The organism is Paraburkholderia ginsengiterrae (genome assembly GCF_001645125.1).
GTDB classification, from domain to species: domain Bacteria; phylum Pseudomonadota; class Gammaproteobacteria; order Burkholderiales; family Burkholderiaceae; genus Paraburkholderia; species Paraburkholderia ginsengiterrae.
In genome coordinates this window covers 1-19477 of record NZ_LXKA01000367.1, presented here as the reverse complement: position 1 = coordinate 19477, position 19477 = coordinate 1, and the positions used below count along the sequence as shown (strand labels likewise).

General features: G+C 63.2%; 19 protein-coding genes. 16 read left to right on the top strand and 3 right to left on the bottom strand.

The annotated features are described in order from the left end of the window. A partial coding sequence (locus A6V37_RS34465) for an aminotransferase class III-fold pyridoxal phosphate-dependent enzyme (protein WP_064286819.1) occupies positions 1-1182 on the bottom strand: 1182 nt, incomplete at its 3' end. A 336-nt stretch (positions 1183-1518) separates the two neighbouring features. Between A6V37_RS34465 and A6V37_RS42940 the strand changes: the two genes are divergently transcribed. The 5 genes from A6V37_RS42940 (at position 1519) to A6V37_RS41085 (ending at position 4085) form a co-directional block, all read left to right on the top strand. Continuing rightward, positions 1519-1644 (top strand): hypothetical protein, encoded by a 126-nt coding sequence (locus A6V37_RS42940; protein WP_278185257.1) that lies wholly within the window; start codon positions 1519-1521, stop codon positions 1642-1644. Next, positions 1641-2201, top strand: coding sequence for a PAAR domain-containing protein (locus A6V37_RS42670; RefSeq protein WP_064265482.1), 561 nt, complete (start codon positions 1641-1643; stop codon positions 2199-2201). The genes A6V37_RS42940 and A6V37_RS42670 overlap by 4 nt, the downstream gene beginning before the upstream one ends. Beyond that, complete coding sequence (locus tag A6V37_RS34455) at positions 2201-2830, top strand: type VI secretion system amidase effector protein Tae4 (protein WP_064265483.1); 630 nt, start codon at positions 2201-2203, stop codon at positions 2828-2830. The genes A6V37_RS42670 and A6V37_RS34455 overlap by 1 nt, the downstream gene beginning before the upstream one ends. 419 nt (positions 2831-3249) lie before the next feature. Further along, positions 3250-3513 carry a hypothetical protein gene (locus A6V37_RS34450; RefSeq protein ID WP_064265484.1) on the top strand — a complete coding sequence of 88 codons (264 nt, stop codon included), beginning with the start codon at positions 3250-3252 and terminating at the stop codon, positions 3511-3513. After that, positions 3510-4085, top strand: coding sequence for a hypothetical protein (locus A6V37_RS41085; protein WP_131799798.1), 576 nt, complete (start codon positions 3510-3512; stop codon positions 4083-4085). The genes A6V37_RS34450 and A6V37_RS41085 overlap by 4 nt, the downstream gene beginning before the upstream one ends. A 292-nt stretch (positions 4086-4377) precedes the next feature. Here A6V37_RS41085 and A6V37_RS34440 read toward each other — a convergent pair whose 3' ends face one another. Further along, complete coding sequence (locus A6V37_RS34440; RefSeq protein ID WP_064286818.1) at positions 4378-5304, bottom strand: 2-hydroxyacid dehydrogenase; 927 nt, start codon at positions 5302-5304, stop codon at positions 4378-4380. Positions 5305-5310: 6 nt separating this feature from the next. Next, positions 5311-6180, bottom strand: coding sequence for a GNAT family N-acetyltransferase (locus A6V37_RS34435; protein WP_064265516.1), 870 nt, complete (start codon positions 6178-6180; stop codon positions 5311-5313). A 393-nt stretch (positions 6181-6573) separates the two neighbouring features. Between A6V37_RS34435 and A6V37_RS34430 the strand changes: the two genes are divergently transcribed. From A6V37_RS34430 to A6V37_RS34380, 11 genes are all read left to right on the top strand, one after another. Next, the gene (locus tag A6V37_RS34430) at positions 6574-8052 is read left to right on the top strand and encodes an aldehyde dehydrogenase family protein (RefSeq protein ID WP_064265487.1); all 1479 of its coding nucleotides are present in this window, start codon (positions 6574-6576) and stop codon (positions 8050-8052) included. 250 nt (positions 8053-8302) lie between these two features. Then, positions 8303-8971, top strand: coding sequence for a haloacid dehalogenase type II (locus tag A6V37_RS34425; protein WP_064265488.1), 669 nt, complete (start codon positions 8303-8305; stop codon positions 8969-8971). A gap of 73 nt (positions 8972-9044) precedes the next feature. Next, on the top strand, positions 9045-10319 hold the full coding sequence (locus tag A6V37_RS34420) for an NAD(P)/FAD-dependent oxidoreductase (RefSeq protein ID WP_064265489.1): 1275 nt from the start codon (positions 9045-9047) through the stop codon (positions 10317-10319). Positions 10320-10399: 80 nt separating this feature from the next. Further along, positions 10400-12016 (top strand): ABC transporter substrate-binding protein, encoded by a 1617-nt coding sequence (locus tag A6V37_RS34415; protein ID WP_064265490.1) that lies wholly within the window; start codon positions 10400-10402, stop codon positions 12014-12016. A 118-nt stretch (positions 12017-12134) separates the two neighbouring features. Further along, positions 12135-13088 carry an ABC transporter permease gene (locus A6V37_RS34410; RefSeq protein ID WP_064265491.1) on the top strand — a complete coding sequence of 318 codons (954 nt, stop codon included), beginning with the start codon at positions 12135-12137 and terminating at the stop codon, positions 13086-13088. Then, entirely contained in the window at positions 13085-14041 is a 957-nt protein-coding gene (locus tag A6V37_RS34405; RefSeq protein WP_100249331.1) for an ABC transporter permease, read from the top strand. The genes A6V37_RS34410 and A6V37_RS34405 overlap by 4 nt, the downstream gene beginning before the upstream one ends. Then, a complete protein-coding gene (locus A6V37_RS34400; RefSeq protein ID WP_064265492.1) occupies positions 14041-15885 on the top strand; it encodes an ABC transporter ATP-binding protein in 1845 nt (614 codons plus the stop codon). Before A6V37_RS34405 ends, A6V37_RS34400 begins: the two co-directional genes overlap by 1 nt. Next, positions 15882-16196 (top strand): (2Fe-2S)-binding protein, encoded by a 315-nt coding sequence (locus A6V37_RS34395; RefSeq protein WP_064265493.1) that lies wholly within the window; start codon positions 15882-15884, stop codon positions 16194-16196. The genes A6V37_RS34400 and A6V37_RS34395 overlap by 4 nt, the downstream gene beginning before the upstream one ends. Then, positions 16181-17575, top strand: coding sequence for an FAD/NAD(P)-dependent oxidoreductase (locus tag A6V37_RS34390; RefSeq protein ID WP_064265494.1), 1395 nt, complete (start codon positions 16181-16183; stop codon positions 17573-17575). Before A6V37_RS34395 ends, A6V37_RS34390 begins: the two co-directional genes overlap by 16 nt. Beyond that, positions 17572-18741: an NAD(P)/FAD-dependent oxidoreductase gene (locus A6V37_RS34385; protein WP_064286817.1), complete on the top strand. Its 1170-nt coding sequence runs from the start codon at positions 17572-17574 to the stop codon at positions 18739-18741. The genes A6V37_RS34390 and A6V37_RS34385 overlap by 4 nt, the downstream gene beginning before the upstream one ends. Next, the gene (locus A6V37_RS34380) at positions 18738-19082 is read left to right on the top strand and encodes a helix-turn-helix domain-containing protein (protein ID WP_064265496.1); all 345 of its coding nucleotides are present in this window, start codon (positions 18738-18740) and stop codon (positions 19080-19082) included. Before A6V37_RS34385 ends, A6V37_RS34380 begins: the two co-directional genes overlap by 4 nt. Positions 19083-19477: the final 395 nt, after the last annotated feature.

Here is a 19477-nt window from a genome sequence, read left to right as displayed (position 1 = left end):
CGCGCGTGGGCGTAGGCCGGATTTCCTGACGTGTGCACGGCCGACGTCGAGGGCGCGGCGAAGGCGCCGATGGAGCGGGTCACCCAAGCGTGGGTGCGAGAGCAGCGTGTCGAGGCCCCGCGCAAAACGCGGCGCGCGCGCCACGCCGTTCGCGAGCAGACCGCCTTCGTGATAAAGACGCAGCACTTCGAGGCCGATCGCCGCGCTCACCGGATGCGCCGAATACGTATGTCCATGACCCACGATCGCTTCGGCGTCGCCGTCCGCAATGCCCTGGTAGATTTCGTCGGACATCAGCACGGCGCCCATCGGCGCGTAGCCCGCGGTCAGGCCCTTTGCCACCGTCATCAGATCCGGCTCGACGTGTTCGGCCTGGCAGGCGAAGAGGGGACCGGTGCGGCCGAAACCGGTGATGACTTCGTCGGCGACGAACAGGATGCCCAGCTTACGGCAACTTTCACGCATGGCCTTGAGCCAGCCGACCGGCGGTACGATCACGCCGCCCGAGCCTTGGATCGGTTCGCAGAAGAACGCGGCGACGTTGTCGGCGCCAAGCTCCGCCACCTTCGTTTCGAGCTCGGCCACGGAAGCGGCGATCAGCGCGGCGTCATTGGCAAAATCGTTGCGGTACGCGTACGGCGACGGCAGATGATGCTGATTCGGCAGCGGCAGATCGAAGTTGCGATGGAACGCGGGCAGCGCGGTGAGCCCCGCACCCATCGACGACGAGCCGTGATAGCCGCGTTGCAGCGCGAGAATGTGCTTCTTCGACGGACGGCCCTTGGCATTGAAGTAATGCGTGATGAAACGGATGGCCGAGTCGACCGCGTCGGAGCCGCCGAGCGTGAAGTACACGTGTTGCAGCGAAGCGGGCGATACGTCCACCAACTTTTGCGCCAATTCGATGGCCGGCTCCGAGCCGAAATGGAAATAACCGGTCGCGTAGGGCAGTTTCTGCATCTGCCGCGTGGCGGCCTCGACAATGCTCTGCTGGCCGTAGCCCACGTTCACGCACCACAGGCCGGAGAACGCGTCGAGCAGTTCGTTGCCCTCCGCGTCGCGCAGAAACGCGCCGCTGGCGGACTCGAGGACGGTGACGCCGCGTGCCTCGTGCGCGCGGTAGTTGATGACCGGGTGAATCAGATGCTTGCGGTCGGCTTCGATGAGCGATTGGATCGGCATGTTGGTTTCTCGTCGCGGGAAGGGGCTGTTGACCGTTCCATGCTACTGATTAGCGACGATTGCCTGCTCACCTAAACAATTGCCGGAAAAGCGCGCGCGACGCGTTTTGATAGGTGGTCTTGGCATTTTCTGCTGCGGGCACTGAAGAGCGGCGCTGAGTGTGTGATGCGGTTTCGATGCAGCGTGCATCGATTGCGCCCCTTTTTCGGATTTGCCTGATATCCACATTCACAACCTGCCATCGATCCTCTGGACTGGAGCGGCAAAAAGTCGCCGCCCTCGCACCGGCCGTATTACCGGCCGGGTCGTTTTCGTCTACTTCGTCGAGGTATGGAAATGTCGGACAAGCAGGAACGCAAAGGCACGATGTACGCATTCGCAACCATGGGTGCGCGCACCAAGCGCGGCGGCTACGAGCCCGTCGCGGAAGCGCAGATCCGGCGCGAAAGCGAGCGCGTATGATCCGCTACTTTCTCGCCAAAGGTGATCGGGGCGGCAGCGCCATGATCACGGAGGGACTGGACTCGGTTACCTGTTCCAATCCGCCGCCGCGCGTGCAGATCGCTACGCTCTACATGAAGACCTATTGCACGGCCTGCAAGCAGGAAGGCTACATTGCACCGCGCGGGCCGCGTTGGCCCGGCACCGCTGTGAATGGCAAAGAATGGGCACTGAGCGGTGACATTAATATCTGCGGTTGCAACCCGCCGCCGATTTTCTACGCCGAGCGCGGTATGTCAATGTCCTTCACGTCCGAGCAGGTGGCGGCGCTGACGGGCAACGGCACCAGCGTTGCGGAGCGACAGACTCAAGCGGCGCAGTACGACGAGCAAGTGCGCACCGTTTCGAGAGGTACGCGCATTGACGGCTACCCGTATTTCATTAAGGCACCTGACGGTCAGATCCATAGCGGACGGATTACGGCGAATGGTCTGTTGCCGCGCATCAACACTTCCGACGCGGACGAATACGTCGTCTATTGGGGCGATGAAGCCCTTGCACATGAGGAATGGCGATAATGCCGAACAGGAAAACACCCGTCCAAACGAATTCGACGCCCGGCTCAATCAAGGAGGTGCCGTTAAAGGCTGTCACGTTTCAGGAACTCTGGGACAACTACCCGCAAGGTAATCCATACGACAATCCCGCATACAAAGATCAATGCGCTATCCGAATGAGCGTTACGCTTCACCGTGTGGGAATCGAAATGAAATCATTCTCTGACAAGCTCGTGAGTCCGCTATCGGGGCAAAAAACCATTGGGAGAATTATCCTCGATGGCAAGCCGACGGCGACTCGAGCGGACGAGTTGGGCGAATGGTTGAGATTGCAACCCTTTGCGGGATTGCCAAAGGCCCAAGATATCACCGGAAGGGATTGGGAGCCGAGAGCAAAAGGCCGAACAGGTATCATCCAGTTTTCGCGTTACTGGGCGCGGGAAGGTGAAACAGCGGGAAACGAAAGTGGTGGACATATCGACTTGTGGAACGGATCACGATTAACGATTAGCGGCGGCTTCGATGGGTTCGCAACAATCGGTAGATATTTCGGCATGAGTTCGTTCAGACAAGGCGCGACCTTCGCTTCGGACGCGAGCTGGTCTGACCTTCGCGGTTCGAAGTCAATTCTCTTTTGGGAAATAAAGTGAAGCGATGCGCGGTCGGTCTAGCCGGCTTTGTTTACGGGATTGGGCTAACGTGGATTTGCATGAGCGTGTTAATCCATTTCGATTGGTTCCGCAATCCGAACAAGGTTATCAGCGGATGTCACGAATTAGGAAAATGTCCGACCCCGTGGTGGGTCGGGCTGTTTTTTTTCGGGTATTTTCTTGGTCCCGCTGTTCTGTTTGCAAGCGCGAATTCCTACGCATGGCGCAGATGGACCCTCAAGCGTTGGGCCCTCGTTATCTTTAGTTGTTCGGCATTGACCGTCGCACTCTACTTTCTGGATGCACTCGTCAAGTAGTACGCACGTGAACAGAAGGCGTTAGATAGCATTGCCCCGCTTCGGGGCAATGCTATCAACTTAAGCCCCACAGCATCAAGCGAGTTTGTCGGCGAGTTGGAAGTGGGGCTTGCGCAGACGCACCAGCTATTCGCCGAAGCTGCAGCGGTGCATGCTTCCTCGCAACTTACCGACGATGCAATAAACATCGGATTAGGAACCGAGTACATGCAATACTGGATAGACAAGGCGCATTCCATCGATGGAGCTTATAAGCTTTATCGCGGCCTATCCAATGGAATCTATTACAAGAAGATCAAGGGATGTGCGGACAGGCTGCGCGCCGATCCGGACTCGATGCAATCACTGCGCGATATGGTCAAATGAGAATAGCCGCCTTTATATCGGTCCTGTGTATTGGTTATGCCACCATTCCGCGATCCGCGATCGGTATGGAGGCGGTCACGCATTGCACACTCGGAAGCGATAGAAGCCATACGCTCGTATTGCTGCGCGATCATCCCATAGATAGCACAGCGGTTTACTACCTGAGCAAAGACGGCGCCGCGTCTGTGCGCCTCTATCAAGGTGACGAAGATCAGTCGCGCGGCCAGGATATACAGATCGCGTGCGTTGGCACGAAAGAACGTGCTTTCGTCATATCCGGCGAATTCAACTCGAACTATCTACAGGGTGTCGCGATTCGCTTTAACACAAAGGCGAAGCGTTGGGAGCGTGTCAATTTCGCAGAGCGAACGCGCCCAACGGCGGTCTATTTCGATACCGAAGGTATGGCGATTCTAATACCTAATAGCATGCGAAACGAATCTGACAAGCGATACATTGTTTACCGATATGCAAGTGGAAAAGATAACGGTGAACAGATGTATTTGAATCGGCTTCCTACATCGCAAGGCGTGCAAATACGCGTGCCTGAAAGTCGATCAAGAGAAAAATAGCGATAGCATACTTTATGCACTCGTCGAAGCTGATCCATTCTACAACGGGGAAATAGCCATGTTTTCGGCGGTTCTCCACATGCCACCAACTAAGGTCCGGGCGGCCGGTCGCACGCAGCCGGGCCATAAGGCACGATGTTCTGTCTGCCAGTCCTAATTGCCCGGATAAATGTTGTGACAGCAAGTAGTAAGAGCGCGTAAAGATCCCACTATGGCGGTAAAGCCATTCAGTTCCTAACTGACGGGTGTTACCGCCGCGCGGGCGTGGCGCTCAGCGCGGCGCTCAATCGCCTCAATAGCCTTGTGTCCGGTCAATCTGACCAAGCATCGGCAACCCCTCGCGATGGCGGCGCAGATTCTCGAGCACAACCTCGACGGCGGTATCAGGCCGCGTCGCACTGGCAATATGCGGCGTAATGCGCACGCGCGGATGCGTCCACAACGGATGACCGGCAGACAGCGGTTCGGGATCGGTGACGTCGAGAATCGCATTCTGCAACTGGCCGCTTTCCAGCGCCGCCAGCAGATCCGGCTGATTCAGATGCGCACCGCGCCCGGTTTGAATCAGCGGCGCGCCACGCGGCAGCTTCGCGAACAACCGCGCGTCGAGCAATCCGCGCGTGGCTGGCGTGAGCGGCAACAGGCAGATCAGGATATCGGTGCGAGCAAGAAACGCATCCAGCGCGCTTTCTCCCGCATAACACTCGACGCCCTCGATCTCGTGGACCGAACGGCTCCAACCCGCGCACGCGAACCCGAACAGGCGCAGCCGCTCCAGTACGGTGGTGCCGAGCACCCCCAGCCCCAGCACGCCCACGCGGCGCTGGGCGGCCGGCTTGAGCGGCAACTCGCGCCATACCTGCTGCTGTTGCTGCAACCCGTAGTCGAACAGATCGCGATGAATCGTCAGCACAGCCTGCGTGACATACTCGACCATTCCTTCGACGATTCCCGGTTCGATCATGCGCACCACGGGCACGTGGTTCGGCACGCCCGACAGATCGAATTGATCGATGCCGGCGCCGACCGAGAACACGACTTCGAGGTTGGGAAAAAGGCGCGTGGGATTGTCGGGCGGCTGCCAGGCAGCGAGGTAACGGATCGCCGCCGGATCGCCGAGATCGGGCCAGACGTGAAAGGGCAGGTCCGGCGCTTTCTGCGCGAACAGTGCCGCCCATTGCGCGCCGCGCGCCGGGTCGGCTTTATAGAGAAAGGCCATGGTGGGTCAGCAGATCGCCTGGTTGATGATGCCGTACTGCAGGTAGTGCGCGTCCTCGCCAGCGCTCGCCGGTTCGGCCGTCCCGCCGCGGACCATTTTGACAACCGTGTCCACGCGCGGCAGACCCAACTGCTCCAGCCACTCGGTCAAGCCGCTTTCGCCTGGCGTGTCGATGCGTACGAATACGCCTTCGTTCAGCGCCAGCCAATGGCTGATGAGCGCCTTGGCGCGGCTCGAATCTCCGGCGGCGGGCGTCACCACCGGACCGATCGCGAAGCCTCGCCCGAAGCGGCGAAAGAGGGCGAAGCCGACCAGTTCGCCGTCGCGGTCGAGCGCGATGCCGTCGGCGGCATTCAAGAGCGCGGGCAGCACTTCACCGCGATCCAGGCCGCTTGCCTGCGACGCCAGTTCCACCAGCCGCGCCGTATCGCTAGAGCCGAGCGGACGCAGGCGCTCGCCCGGCGGCAGGGACACGAGCGGCGGCTGGAAGGCCGCGCCCTGGTGCTGGTCGAGCGTGCCGGTCGCGCGAAAACCGAGCTTTTCATACAGTGGCTGACCGGCAACGGTGGCGTGCAGAAACGTGACCCGGCCGCCGAGTTCTTCCAGCACCAGCTCCATCAGTTTTCTGCCGATACCGCGCCCCTGGCTTCCCGGCGACACGATCACCATGCCGAGCGAGGCGCGGTCGGCGCCGTACTTCCAGCAAAGCGCGGTGCCAATCAGGCCGCTCGCGTCCTCCGCGACGAAACCCACGCCCAGTTGCGCGACGAATCTCCAGTCGTCCGCGCGATGCGGCCATTTGAGTTCGACCGTCAGCGCGTGCGCCGCGGCGATGTCGTCGTGGGTGAAACGACGATAGGTAATCAAATCGGTAATCGAATCGGACACGCCGTACTCCCTGTCGATCGGAGCAAGTGGTTTAACTGTCGGCCGGAGTTAGCGCTTCAGCGCTTACTCCGGGCCCATACAGAGCACTTGCTCCAATCCCATGCAAGTTAGTTGCTGAATGACTGAAGGCTTACGCCGTCACTGTGTCATCCGGTGCGCGGCGTGACTAGGACGATCTTTCTATCGCGGACGCCGGAAAGGGCCGCATCGAAATTCAATGCAAAACGCCAGGTCCGGGCTCGCATAACAGGTGTGTTCTGCCGTGCGGCGATTTTTGTCGGCGACATATGCCGCGGCGGCGGCTCTACGATTTTGTCATGGCGGCGGCGTTCACGAAGCGCACCGCTCGGGACTACCGGCCAGACACAGGAAACCTTTCTTATGGACAGTTTCAATCCGAACGACGTCGAAATTCGCAGCGGACATTACATCGGCGGCGAGTATGTCGAGGCAGATGGGCGCCGCATCGAGGTCGCGCGTCCCTCGGACGGCGTGGTGTACGCGTCGGTCCCGCTCGCGGATGCCGGGATGGTTGATCGCGCGGTCGAGAACGCCTGGCAGGCTTTCAGGCACAGCGGCTGGGCGCGCATGGCGCCGCGTGAGCGCGCGAAGATCCTGCGCCGTTTCGCCGAACTGGTCGAAGCCGACGCGCCGGCGCTGGGCCGCCTCGAAGCGCTCGGCTCGACGCGTCCGATCGCCCAGGCCACCGGCTGGGACGTGCCGTTCACCGCCGAGGGCATCCGCTTTTATGCCGAGTTCGCCGACAAGCTGGGCGGCGACGTGACGGCAACGGATCACGATCATCTAGGTATGACGATTGCCGAACCGTATGGGGTGATTGGCGCGATCGCGCCGTGGAATTTCCCGCTGGTCATGGCCTCATGGAAGATCGCGCCCGCGCTGGCGGCGGGCAATGCGGTCGTGCTGAAGCCCTCGGAGATGACGCCATTCTCGGTCTTGCGGCTCGCCGAACTGGCTGTTCAGGCTGGCGTGCCCGCCGGTATCTTCAACGTGATCCAGGGCGACGGACGCGTGACCGGCGAGGAACTGGTGCGGCATCCGAAGATCAGCAAGGTCACTTTCACGGGCTCCACGCGCACCGGAGCGGCGATCATGGCCGCCTGCGCCAATAGCGGCACCAAGCCGGTCACGCTCGAGCTAGGCGGCAAGAGCCCGCAGATCGTCTTCGCCGACGCGCCGCGTCTGGACGACGTGGCGCGCCGCATTGCCGGCTCGATCACGGGCAATGCCGGCCAAGTGTGCGTGGCGGGCTCGCGCCTGCTGGTCGAACGCAGTCTTGCAGAGCCACTGGCCGAACGCATCGGCAAGCTCTTCGCCGAGTTGAAACCCGGCGCGACGTGGGCCGCCGGCACGACGCTCTCGCCGATCATCTCCGCGCCCCAGGCGGCGCGCATCGAAGGCATCGTGGGGCGCACGCTGGAGGCGGGCGCGACGCTGCGCTTCGGCGGCGCGCGGGCCGACGGCGGCACGGACGGGGCGTTCTACACGCCAACTTTGCTCGCGGACGTCACGGCGGGCTCCGAGGCCGTGCGTGAAGAAGTCTTCGGCCCGGTGCTGACGCTGCAAACCTTCGACACCGAAGAAGAAGCGCTCGCGCTCGCCCAGCATCCCGACTACGGCCTCGCGGCCGGCGTGCATACGGCGGACCTTGGCCGGGCGCTGCGCTTCGTGCGCGGTCTCGAAGCGGGCACGGTGTGGGTCAACCGGTACGGGCGCACATCCGACTTCATGATCCCCACGGGCGGCTACAAGCGCTCCGGCATCGGCAAGGATCTCGGCCGTCAGGCCTATGAGGCCAACCTGCGGTTCAAGAGCGTGTTGATCGACCTGCGGGCCTGAACACGCTGAAGGCGCCTGAACACGCTGAAGGCGCAGCGGCCGGGCCGCCCGGCCGCAATCCCATAAGGGATATGGCGTTCACCCTGGTCGCCGCATTCTGTGCTGTACGGCGCCCTAAAAACGCATGGTTTGTGTCACCAGCGGCGCATGAATCAGGAACATCTATGTTTTTGCGCTGATTAAATCTTTTACATGAAGTTTTCGCCCATGAACTCTCTCTGCGAGTTCGCCACCACGATAGGACTGCACCATGATCGAATTTGAACCGAAATACATCACCTTCGACTGCTACGGCACGCTGACCAAATTCCGCATGGCGGACATGACCCGCGAAATCTTCGGCCCGCGACTGAACGCCGAAGACCTCGAACAGCTGGTCTCGTTCTTCGCGGGCTATCGCCGCGACGAGGTGCTCGGCGCATGGAAGCCGTATCGCGATGTGGTCGTCAATGCGCTGCGCCGCGCCTGCAAGCGCGTGAACGTCGAGTTCAACGAAGTGGAAGCCGAGAAGTTCTATACGGCGGTGCCGACCTGGGGCCCGCATCCGGACGTGCCGGAAGGCCTGTCGCGGCTTGCGAAGAAGTACAAGCTGGTGATTCTCTCGAACGCGTCGAACAACCAGATCCACAGCAACGTCGACAAGCTCGGCGCGCCGTTCCATGCGGTCTTCACGGCGGAGCAGGCGCAGTCGTACAAGCCGCGCATGCAAGGCTTCGAATACATGTTCGACCAGCTCAACTGCAATCCGGAAGACGTGCTGCATGTGTCGTCGAGCCTGCGCTACGACCTGATGACCGCGCACGATCTGGGCATCAAGCACAAGGCGTTCGTCAAGCGTGGGCATGAACCGTCGACGCCGTACTACCAGTACTACGAAGTCAACGACATTCCGCATCTGGCTGCGGAACTCGGCCTGTAAGCGCCGCCTGCTCACGCCGAAGCTAAAGCTAGACAAATCGCCCTGCTGATCGCCCAACTCAAGGACAGACCGGATGAAGCTCGATTCCTACTGGCTCGACACCGCACCGCCATTGCTCTCGGCGTGCGAGGGTCCAGTCGACGGCCAGGCCGATGTGGTGGTGATCGGCGGCGGCTTCACCGGGCTGTCGGCGGCGCAGGCGTTGGGCAAGCGCGGCGCCTCGGTGACGGTGCTCGACGCGGGCCGGATCGGCGGCGGCGCCTCCGGGCGCAACGGTGGCCAGGTCAATACCGGGGTCGCGCAGGACTTCGTCGCGCTGGTGGCGCAACTCGGCGTGGAACGGGCGAGCGCCTGCTACCGGGCGTTTTCGGATGCGGTCGACACGGTCGAGCGTCTGATCCGCGAGGAGAACATCGACTGCAACTACATTGCGACCGGCAAGCTGAAGCTGGCGTCGAAGCCGCATCATCTTGCGCATCTGGAGAAGACGGCCGAGGCGATTCGCCGTGAAGTCGATACGGACATCGAACTGATCGACCGCAGCCGCATTCGCAGCGAAATCCAGTCGGACAGTTTTTACGGCGGACTGCTGCAACGGCACGGCGGGCAGATGCATATGGGCAAGTTTACGGTCGGCCTTGCCGATGCGGCGGTGCGTCGCGGCGCGAAGCTGTACGAGAACGCGGCAGTCACGGCGATCGTGAAAGACGGCGGCGGTTTCAGGGTCACGACGGCGCGCGGCGAAGTGCGCGCAAAGCAGGTGCTGATCGCCACCGGGCCGTCGCGGCACGGTCCGTTCGGCTGGTACCGGCGGCGTCTCGCGCCGATCGGTTCGTTCATCGTCGTGACGGAGCCGGTGGCGCCTGCTTTGCTCGCACAAGTGTTCCCAAACCGGCGCGCTTACACCACCACGCGTTTGATGCACAACTACTTCCGCGTGACACCCGACTCGCGTTTTCTGTTCGGCGGCCGCGCGCGTTTCACGGCCTCCGAACAGCCGTCCGATGCGAAGAGCGGCCGCATTCTGCAAGACGGCCTCGCCGCGATGTTCCCGATGCTGGCCCACGCGCGCATCGACTATTGCTGGGGTGGTCTGGTGGACATGAGCGCCGACCGTCTGCCGCACGCCGGGCAGCACGACGGCATATATTTTTCGATGGGTTATAGCGGCCACGGCACGCAGATGTCCACCCACATGGGCCAGGTGATGGCCGACGTGATGGACGGTCATGAGGAACGCAATCCGTGGCGCGAGTCCGAATGGCCCGCGATTCCGGGCCACACCGGCAAACCCTGGTTCCTGCCGCTCGTGGGGACGTATTACCGCATCAAAGACATTTTTTACTGATTTCTCACGGTTGTATTTGCCCGCTGTATTTGCCATTAAAAACCACGCAGCTATCCCTGTCACCCTCGCGGAGAAGTTCGATGTATAAAGACACCTCACAATATGACGCTCTTCAACTCAGCACCGGGTTGGAGCAATTGACGTCGAAAGGCGCGTCGCGTCGCGGCGTGCTGCGCGCGATGGCGGCAGCCGGCATGATGTCGGTGACGGGCGCCGGTCTTCTGACTGCGAGCGGCGCTGCAATGGCGCAAGCGAAGCCGAAGCAGGGCGGCAAGATCCGCGTGGCCACGCAGTCCTCATCGGCCGCCGACACGCTCGATCCGGCCAAGGGTGCGCTCGGCACGGACTATGTCCGCGGCTTCATGTTCTACAACTGCCTGACCGAACTCGATTCGCATCTGGGCGCGAAGATGGCGCTTGCCACTTCGCTGGACACGAAGGATGCGACCGTGTGGGTCGCCAAACTGCGCACGGGCGTGCAGTTCCACGACGGCAAGTCGCTCACGCCGGCGGACGTCGTGTACTCGATCATGCGTCACAAGGATCCGGCGACGGCGTCGAAAGCGAAGACGCTGGCCGATCAGATCAAGGAAGTGAAGGCGACGGGCCCGAATGAAGTGACGATCACGCTGGAAGGTCCGAACGCCGACCTGCCGGTGATTCTCGCCACTTCGCACTTCCAGATCATCAAGGACGGCACGAAGGATTTCAAAACGGCGATCGGCACCGGCCCATTCAAGCTCAAGGAGTTCTCGCCGGGCGTGCGCACGGTTGGCGTGAAGAACGAGAAGTACTGGAAGCCGGGCATGCCGTATCTCGACGAAGTCGAGCTGATCGGCATCGGCGACGAATCGGCGCGTGTAAACGCGCTGCTCTCCGGCGACGTGCAACTGATCAACGCGGTGAGTCCGCGTTCGACGGCGCAGATCAAGAGCGCCGGCGGATTTGCCGTGCTGGAGACGAAGACGGGCGAGTACACCGACCTGATTGTTCGCGACGAGGGCGGCATTACCGCCAACGACGATTTTCGGCGAGGCATGATGTACCTGCAGGATCGCGAGCAGATGCGCAGGGCGATCTTCCAGGGTTACGGCGCGATCGGCAACGACCAGCCGATCGACCCGACCAACAAGTACTACCTGGCCGGTTTGCCGCAGCGCGCATTCGATCCGGACAAGGCGAAGTTCCATTTCCAGAAGGCCAAGGTCGGCAGTGCGCCGATCCAGATTTTTGCGTCGCCGGCTGCGGAAGGATCGGTCGAAATGGCGATGTTCCTTCAGCAGGTGGCGCCGCAGGCCGGGCTGAATCTTCAGGTGTCGCGCGTGCCGTCGGACGGTTACTGGTCGAATCACTGGATGAAACATCCGCTGGGTTTCGGCAATATCAATGCACGTCCGAGCGCTGATGTGATCTTCACGCAGTTCTTCAAGTCGGACGCACCATGGAACGAAGCGAACTGGAAGAGCCCGAAGTTCGACCAGATGCTGGTTGCGGCGCGCGGCGAGCCGGACGATGCCAAGCGCAAGAAGATCTATGGCGACATGCAGGTGCTGGTGCATGAAAACGGCGGTGTCGGCATCCCGATGTTCCAGAGTGCGCTCGACGCCCACACCACGAAACTCAAGGGTCTCGGCTCGATTCCGCTGGCGGGCCTGATGGGTTTCATGTTTGCGGAGAACGTCTGGCTCGAAGCCTGAACGCAGTCTGCAAGGCAGTCACGAAGCGTTTCCAGACTGACGCACTGGAAAGTCCTACCGGCATCACGTACGCCGCTTCCCGAGCGGCGTGCGGCTTCAACATAGGAGGCCACTCTCGATGAAAGCCCACGCGCAACGTCTCATCGCCGCGCGCCTCGGCCTCGCGCTGCTCACGCTGCTGCTGGTGTCGGCGGTCGTGTTCGCGATCACCGGGCTGCTTCCCGGCGACGCGGCCCAGCAGGCGCTCGGCCAGGCGGCAACGCCCGAAGCCGTCGCGGCACTGCGGCATCAGTTCGGCCTCGACCAACCGGCGCTGCAACGGTACGTGCAGTGGCTGATTCACGTAGCGAGCGGCAATTTCGGCGTTTCGTTGTCGAACAATCTGCCGGTTAGCGAGTTGATCGCGACACGCCTGCCGAACTCGCTGGTGCTGGCCGGCCTGACGGCACTGGTCTCGGTGCCCGTGGCCTTGCTGATTGGCATCGCCTCGGCCATGTTCCGCGGCTCGCTGCTCGACCGCACGCTCAACGTGCTGACGCTCTCCACGGTGGCCGTGCCGGAGTTCCTGATCGCCACGGTCGCGGTGTTGATCTTCGCCGTGAAGCTGCGCTGGTTGCCGGCGCTGTCGTACCTGTCGGAAGTGCATTCGTTCGGCGCGCTGCTGCGCATCTACGCGATGCCGGTGATGACGCTTTGCTGCGTGCTCGTTGCGCAGATGGCGCGCATGACCCGCGCCGCGGTGCTCGATCAGCTCAATTCGTCGTATGTGGAAATGGCGGTGCTCAAGGGGGCGTCGCCGGTGCGCGTGGTGTGGCGGCATGTGTTGCCGAACACCGTCGGGCCGATTGCCAATGCGGTGGCATTGAGCCTCTCGTATCTGTTCGGCGGCGTGGTGATCGTCGAGTCGATCTTCAACTATCCGGGCCTCGCGAGCCTGATGGTCGACGCCGTCACGAACCGTGACATGCCGCTCGTGCAAGGCTGCGTGATGGTGTTCTGCGCAGCGTATCTCGCGCTCGTGCTGATCGCCGATCTCTGTCAAATCGTATCCAACCCGAGGCTGCGTCGATGATGAGCCAATCCACCAATCCGCATCACATTCCGCACGCCGGCACCGAACTGTACGACGTGTGCCGTGATGAGATAGTCGCCGAGCCGGCGCCGGCGTCGGCTGAAGCGGCGGCGCCGCAAGCGGGCGTGCTCCGACGCCTCGTGCACCGGTTTTCCGTGCTGGGCCTGATCGGTCTGCTGCTGGTGGCGTTCTGGCTGGTGGTCGCATTCATTGGACCGCTGGTCGCGCCGTACAAAGGCGGCACGCTCACCTCGACGGAAATTTTCGGCCGCTACAGCGCCGCGTATCCGCTCGGCACCGACTATCTGGGCCGCGACATGCTGAGCCGCATTCTCTACGGCGCGCGCTACACGGTCGGCCTCGCGCTGGCCGCGGCGGTGCTCGCCAGTGTGATCGGCACGTTCTTCGGCCTGCTCGCGGCGGTGTCCGGCCGCTGGGTCGATGAAATCCTGAGCCGTCTGTTCGACGCGATCATTTCGATTCCGAGCAAGGTCCTCGCCCTCGTGGTGATTGCCGCGTTCGGTTCGTCGATCCCGATGCTGACGACCGTAGCCGCGCTCGCCTATATCCCCGGTGCGTTCCGCATTTCGCGCTCGCTCGCGGTCAACCTGATGGGCCTCGAATACGTGCAGGTCGCGCGGGCGCGCGGCGAAGGCATCTTCTATATCGCGCGGGTCGAAGTGCTGCCTAACATGATTCATCCGATGTTGGCCGATTTCGGCCTGCGCTTCGTGTTCATCGTGTTGCTGCTGAGCGGGCTGAGCTTCCTCGGCCTCGGTGTACAGCCGCCGAATGCCGATTGGGGCTCGCTCGTGCGCGAGAACATCGGCGGGTTGTCGGAAGGCGCGCCTGCCGTGTTGATGCCGGCTGTCGCGATTGCCACCCTGACCATCGGCATGAATCTGCTGATCGACAACTTGCGGCGTCGCGGCCGTAGCCACGGAGGTGCGTGATGGCTGATCGGGACATGATTGAAGTGAAGGGCCTGAGAGTCGTCGCCGGTTCGGCGCCGGGGCCGGTAACCGAGATCGTCAAGGGTGTCGATTTTTCGGTGAAGAAGGGCGAGGTGCTCGCGCTGATCGGCGAGTCGGGGTCCGGCAAGACGACCATTGCGCTGTCGCTGCTCGGCTATGCGCGGGCGGGCTGTGCGATCAGCGGCGGCTCGGCGCGCATCGGCGATGTCGAAGTGCTGTCGCTCGATGCGAAGGGACGCCGTGCGTTGCGCGCGCGGACCGTGGCCTACGTCGCGCAGAGCGCCGCGGCCGGCTTCAATCCGGCGCGCACGATCATGGATCAGGTCATCGAACCGGCGCTGCTGCATCAGCTGATGACGAAAGACGCGGCGCGCGCCAAAGCGATCGGTTTGTTCCGCGCGCTCGCGCTGCCCGCGCCGGAGACCATCGGCGAGCGCTATCCGCATCAGGTCTCCGGCGGTCAACTGCAGCGTTTGATGGCGGCCATGGCGCTGATTACCGATCCGGCCGTGGTCGTGTTCGACGAGCCGACCACCGCGCTCGACGTCACCACGCAGATCGAAGTGCTCGCGGCGTTCAAGAAGGTGGTTCGCGAACTCGGCACGACGGCGGTGTACGTGTCCCACGATCTGGCCGTGGTCGCGCAGATGGCGGATCGCATCGTCGTGTTGAACGGCGGGGCGGTGAAGGAGAACGGCGCGGTCGCGCAAGTGCTCGACGCGCCCGTGGATGCCTATACGCGTCAGCTGCTGGCCGCCACACGCCGTCCGGAAGCCGTGCTGGAGACGCCGCAGAACCTTGGCGGCGAGGTGCCGCCGCTGCTTGAAATTCGCGGCCTGTCCGCGGGCTATGGCCGCATCGACCGGTTCGGTGCACCTGCTGTGCGGGTGCTCGACGATGTCAGCCTGTCGATTCCGCGCGGCAGCACGCTTGGCGTGATCGGCGAATCCGGCTCCGGCAAGACGACGCTCGCGCGCGTGGTGGCGGGGCTCGTGGACCGCTCGGGCGGCGAGGTGCTGTTCGACGGCAAGCCGCTGCCCGCGCAACTGGCGCGCCGCACGCCGGAGCAATACCGGCAGATCCAGATCGTGTTCCAGAACGCGGACACGGCACTGAACCCGAGCCATTCGATTGCCGATATCCTGAGCCGGCCGCTCGCGTTCTATCACCAACTGCGCGGTTCGGCCGCGAAGAAGCGCACGCTGGAATTGCTGGACCTGGTGAAGCTGCCGTCCTCGCTCGCCACGCGCACACCGGCCGGCCTCTCCGGCGGCCAGAAGCAGCGCGTGAATCTGGCGCGCGCGCTCGCCGCCAAGCCCGCCTTGATTCTGTGCGACGAAGTGACTTCCGCGCTCGACACGGTGGTCGGCGCGGCGATCCTCGATCTGCTGGCCGACTTGCGGCGCGAGCTGGGCGTGTCGTACATGTTCATCAGCCACGACATTTCGACCGTGCGCGCGATCTGCGACGAGGTGATCGTGCTGTATGCCGGGCATCGCGTGGAAGCGGGGCAGCGCGACGTGCTGGCGGCGCCGCCCTATCATCCGTACACCGGCTTGCTGGTCGATTCGGTGCCGGCGTTGAAACCCGGCTGGCTCGACGCGCGCCGGAATATCGGCACCGCCGCATTGCCGGCGATGGGCGAGAGCGCGGACATTCCCGAGCTGTGCGCGTTTCGTGCGCGCTGTCCGGTGCGCATCGACGGCAAGTGCAATATGACGCCGCCGGTCATGAAGAAACTGCCTTCCGGCGCGGAGATTCTTTGCCACCATCCGGTTGCGGAACTGAACCGTTTGCAGTCCATGGAGGCGACCACGGCATGAGCGGACGATTTGTGCGCCTCGCGGAGACGGGCCGCAAGACTTTTCCCATCACGGTGGACGGTGTCGTACGCGAGGCCGCCGAGGGCGACACGCTGATGGTCGCGCTGCTTACCGGCACGAACACGTTGCGCGATTCCGAATTCGGCGACGGCCGCCGCGCCGGTTTCTGCCTGATGGGCGCGTGTCAGGACTGCTGGGTGTGGACCGCGCAAGGCGAGCGCGTGCGGGCATGCAGTACGCCGGTGGCGCCGGGGATGTCGATCGTCACGAAGCTGGCTGATGCCGGGGAGGGCGTATGGCCCCGCGCGTAGTCATCATCGGGACCGGGCCGGCGGGCGTGCGCGCCGCGCAGGCGCTGGTCGAGGCGGGGCTGCGGCCGACCGTGATCGACGAAGGGCGGCGCGACGGCGGGCAAATTTATCGGCGTCAGCCGGAAGGGTTTTCGCGCAGCTATGAGACGCTCTATGGCACCGAGGCCGGGCGCGCCGCGTCGTTACACGAGTGCTTCGATATCCTGAAGAGCAAGATCGACTATCTGCCGGAAACGCTGGTCTGGAATATCTCACCGAACACCGTGCATCTGTCGAGTGGCACGCGTTACCGGACGCTCGCGTTCGACGCACTGATCGTGTGCAGCGGTGCGACGGACCGGCTGATGCCGGTCAAGGGCTGGCACCAGGCGGGCACTTACAGTCTCGGTGGCGCCCAGGTCGCGTTGAAGTCGCAAGCCTGTGCGATCGGCTCACGCATCGTGATGATGGGCAGCGGTCCGCTGCTTTACCTCGTGGCGGCGCAATACGTGAAGGCGGGCGCGCAGGTGGCGGCGGTACTCGATACCTCGACGTTCGCGCAGCGCGTGGCCGCGTTGCCGCGCTTGCTGGCGATCCCCGCCGCGCTTCGGAAAGGCATCGCGCTTACGCGTGTGCTCGCGAAGGCGCGCGTGCCGATGTATCGCGGCGTGCAACCTATCGAGATCAAGGGTACGCCGCAAGACGGTGTGAGCGGTGTCGAAGTGGTGCTGCCTGGCGGCAAGCGCCTCGACCTGGCGTGCGACGCGGTCGCGCTCGGCTATCACCTGCGCCCGGAGACGCAACTCGCGGATCTCGCCGGCTGCCGCTTCCTGTTCGATGAGCCGACCCAGCAGTGGCTTGCGCAAGTCGACGCCGACGGCCGCAGCAGCGTGCCGGGCATCTATCTGGCGGGCGACGGCGCGAGGGTGCGCGGCGCGGACGCAGCGGAACGCTCGGGGCGCCTCGCGGCGCTGGCCGCTTTGCAGGATCAGGGCATGCAGGTCGAAGGCATGGCGCGTTTGCGCACGGACCTCGAACGCTTCACACGCTTTGCCGCGGGCTTGCGCGAAGCCTTTCCGTGGCCGGCGAAGTTCGCTGCGGCTTTACCGGACGAGACGATTGTCTGCCGTTGCGAAGCGATCACGGCAGGCGAGTTGCGCCGCGTCGTGCGCGAGGCCGGCGCGCAGGAAGCGAATCGCGCGAAGGCGTTTTCGCGTGTCGGCATGGGCCGCTGCCAGGGACGCTATTGCGGCCACGCGGGCGCGGAAATCATCGCGGCGGCGGCGTGCGTGCCGTTGTCGTCCGTGGGTCGGCTGCGCGGCCAGGCACCGGTCAAACCGCTGCCGGTGGCGCTGACTGAAGAGGTAACGGAAGAGGCAAGCGACGAGGTGAGCGAATGAGCGCAACGACCACCCGCGAGGCCGATGTGATTGTGATCGGCGGCGGCATCATGGGCACGACGACGGCGTTCTTCCTGCGTCAGCGCAACCGCTCGGTGATCCTCCTCGAACGCGGTCTGACCGGGCAGCAGGCGGGCGGCGTGAACTTCGGCGGCGTGCGCCGGCAGGGCCGCGCGCTGCCGCAACTGGCAATGGCCAACCGCGCGCTGCGCACGTGGCAACGCTCGGCGGAACTGCTCGGCGAGGACATCGAGTTCCTGCCGTCGGGCCATACACGCGTGTGCTACCACCAGAAGGACGTCGAGAATTTCGATCAGTACGCGATCGACGCGCGCGCCTACGGTCTCGAACTCGAAGTACTGCACGGCGACGCGATGTTCCGGCGTTTTCCGTTTCTGGGGCGCGAGGTGCTGGCCGCCTCGATTTCCCCGCTCGACGGTCACGCGAACCCGCGGCTCGCCGCGCCAGCGTTTGGCCGTGCGGCGGCGCGGCTCGGCGCGCAGGTGGTCGAGAATACGGAGATCGTGCGCGTCGAGAAAGAGGCCGGCCGGTTCCGTGTGGAAAGCGCGCGTGGCGACGTGTATTGGGCCGCGCAGCTGGTGATTTGCGCCGGCGCGTGGGCCACCCGTCTGAGCGAACAGTTCGATGAAACCGCGCCGCTCACGACGCGCGGGCCGCAAATGTGCGTGACCGAGCCGGTGCCCTACGTGTTCGGATCGACGATAGGCGTGTTCACGTCGATCAAGGAAGAAAGCATTTATTTCCGGCAGATTCCGCGCGGCAACATCATTGTCGGCGGCGGCCCGGCGGGCCCCGCCGATGCCGTCACGAGCCGCGCCTCCGTGCTGCCGCTCAACACCGTGCGGCAACTGGCGCAGATGCGCCGGCTCGTGCCCGCGCTGGCGCCGCTGCATGTGATTCGCGTGTGGAGCGGGGTGGAGAGCTACCTGCCGGACAGCGAGCCGGTAATCGGTCCCAGCAGCAAGGTCGACGGGCTGTACTACGCATTCGGCTTCAGCGGTTCGGGCTTTCAGATTGGCCCAGGCGTGGGCGAAACGCTCGCCGAACTGGTCGATACAGGCAGCACGCCCATTCCTCTCGACGGTTTTTCCATCCAGCGTTTTTCAAGGCGCGAGGCCGCCTGTTCCGAAATCACCACGTCATGAAAAACGCTATCAACCTCAACGCCGCGCGGGCGTTTATCGAAGCCCACTTCGACGAACCGGTGACGCTCGCGCAACTCGCCGCGCTGTCCGCGCTCAGCGTGTCCCGTTTTGCGACGGTGTTCCGGCAGCAGTACGGTTCATCGCCGTATCGCTATCTGTGCGGATTGCGGATTCAGCGCGCGCAGGCACTGCTGCTCGAAGGGATGCCGGGGTCAGTGGTGGCGACCGAAGTGGGTTTCTTCGATCAAAGCCATTTTGGCCGGCATTTCAAGAAGTGTTGCGGGATGACGCCCAGCATGTTTATCGAGCGCGCGGGGGCCAAGGTGAGCGCACGGGAATAGTGCCGCCGCACCATCGCTGTGCTTTGCGGCATAAAAATACGTCGCTCCGCGGGCGCCAGACATTGCGCCATACCGGTGCCTATCATTCGCCAGCCCCGCTATTTCAATGATCGCCCCGCATGGCATGGCGTTTGCATAGCAATCGTCCATTGGATCAAAGGCGATCTGACCTCATTGCATTTCATAGCAGTAACCTGGTAACCGGTTTTTGGACAACGGCGTCCCCCGGAACGAGTCATCCGACTGGTTCCGCGGGACGCTTTTTTGCTTCTGGAACGACGATGACAGACAAAGCAACCCGCATCGACCTCTTCAGCGTGCGCACGGTACCGATGCGCGCTTTTCATCTGACGTGGATGGCGTTCTTCGTCTGCTTCTTCGCGTGGTTCGCCTGT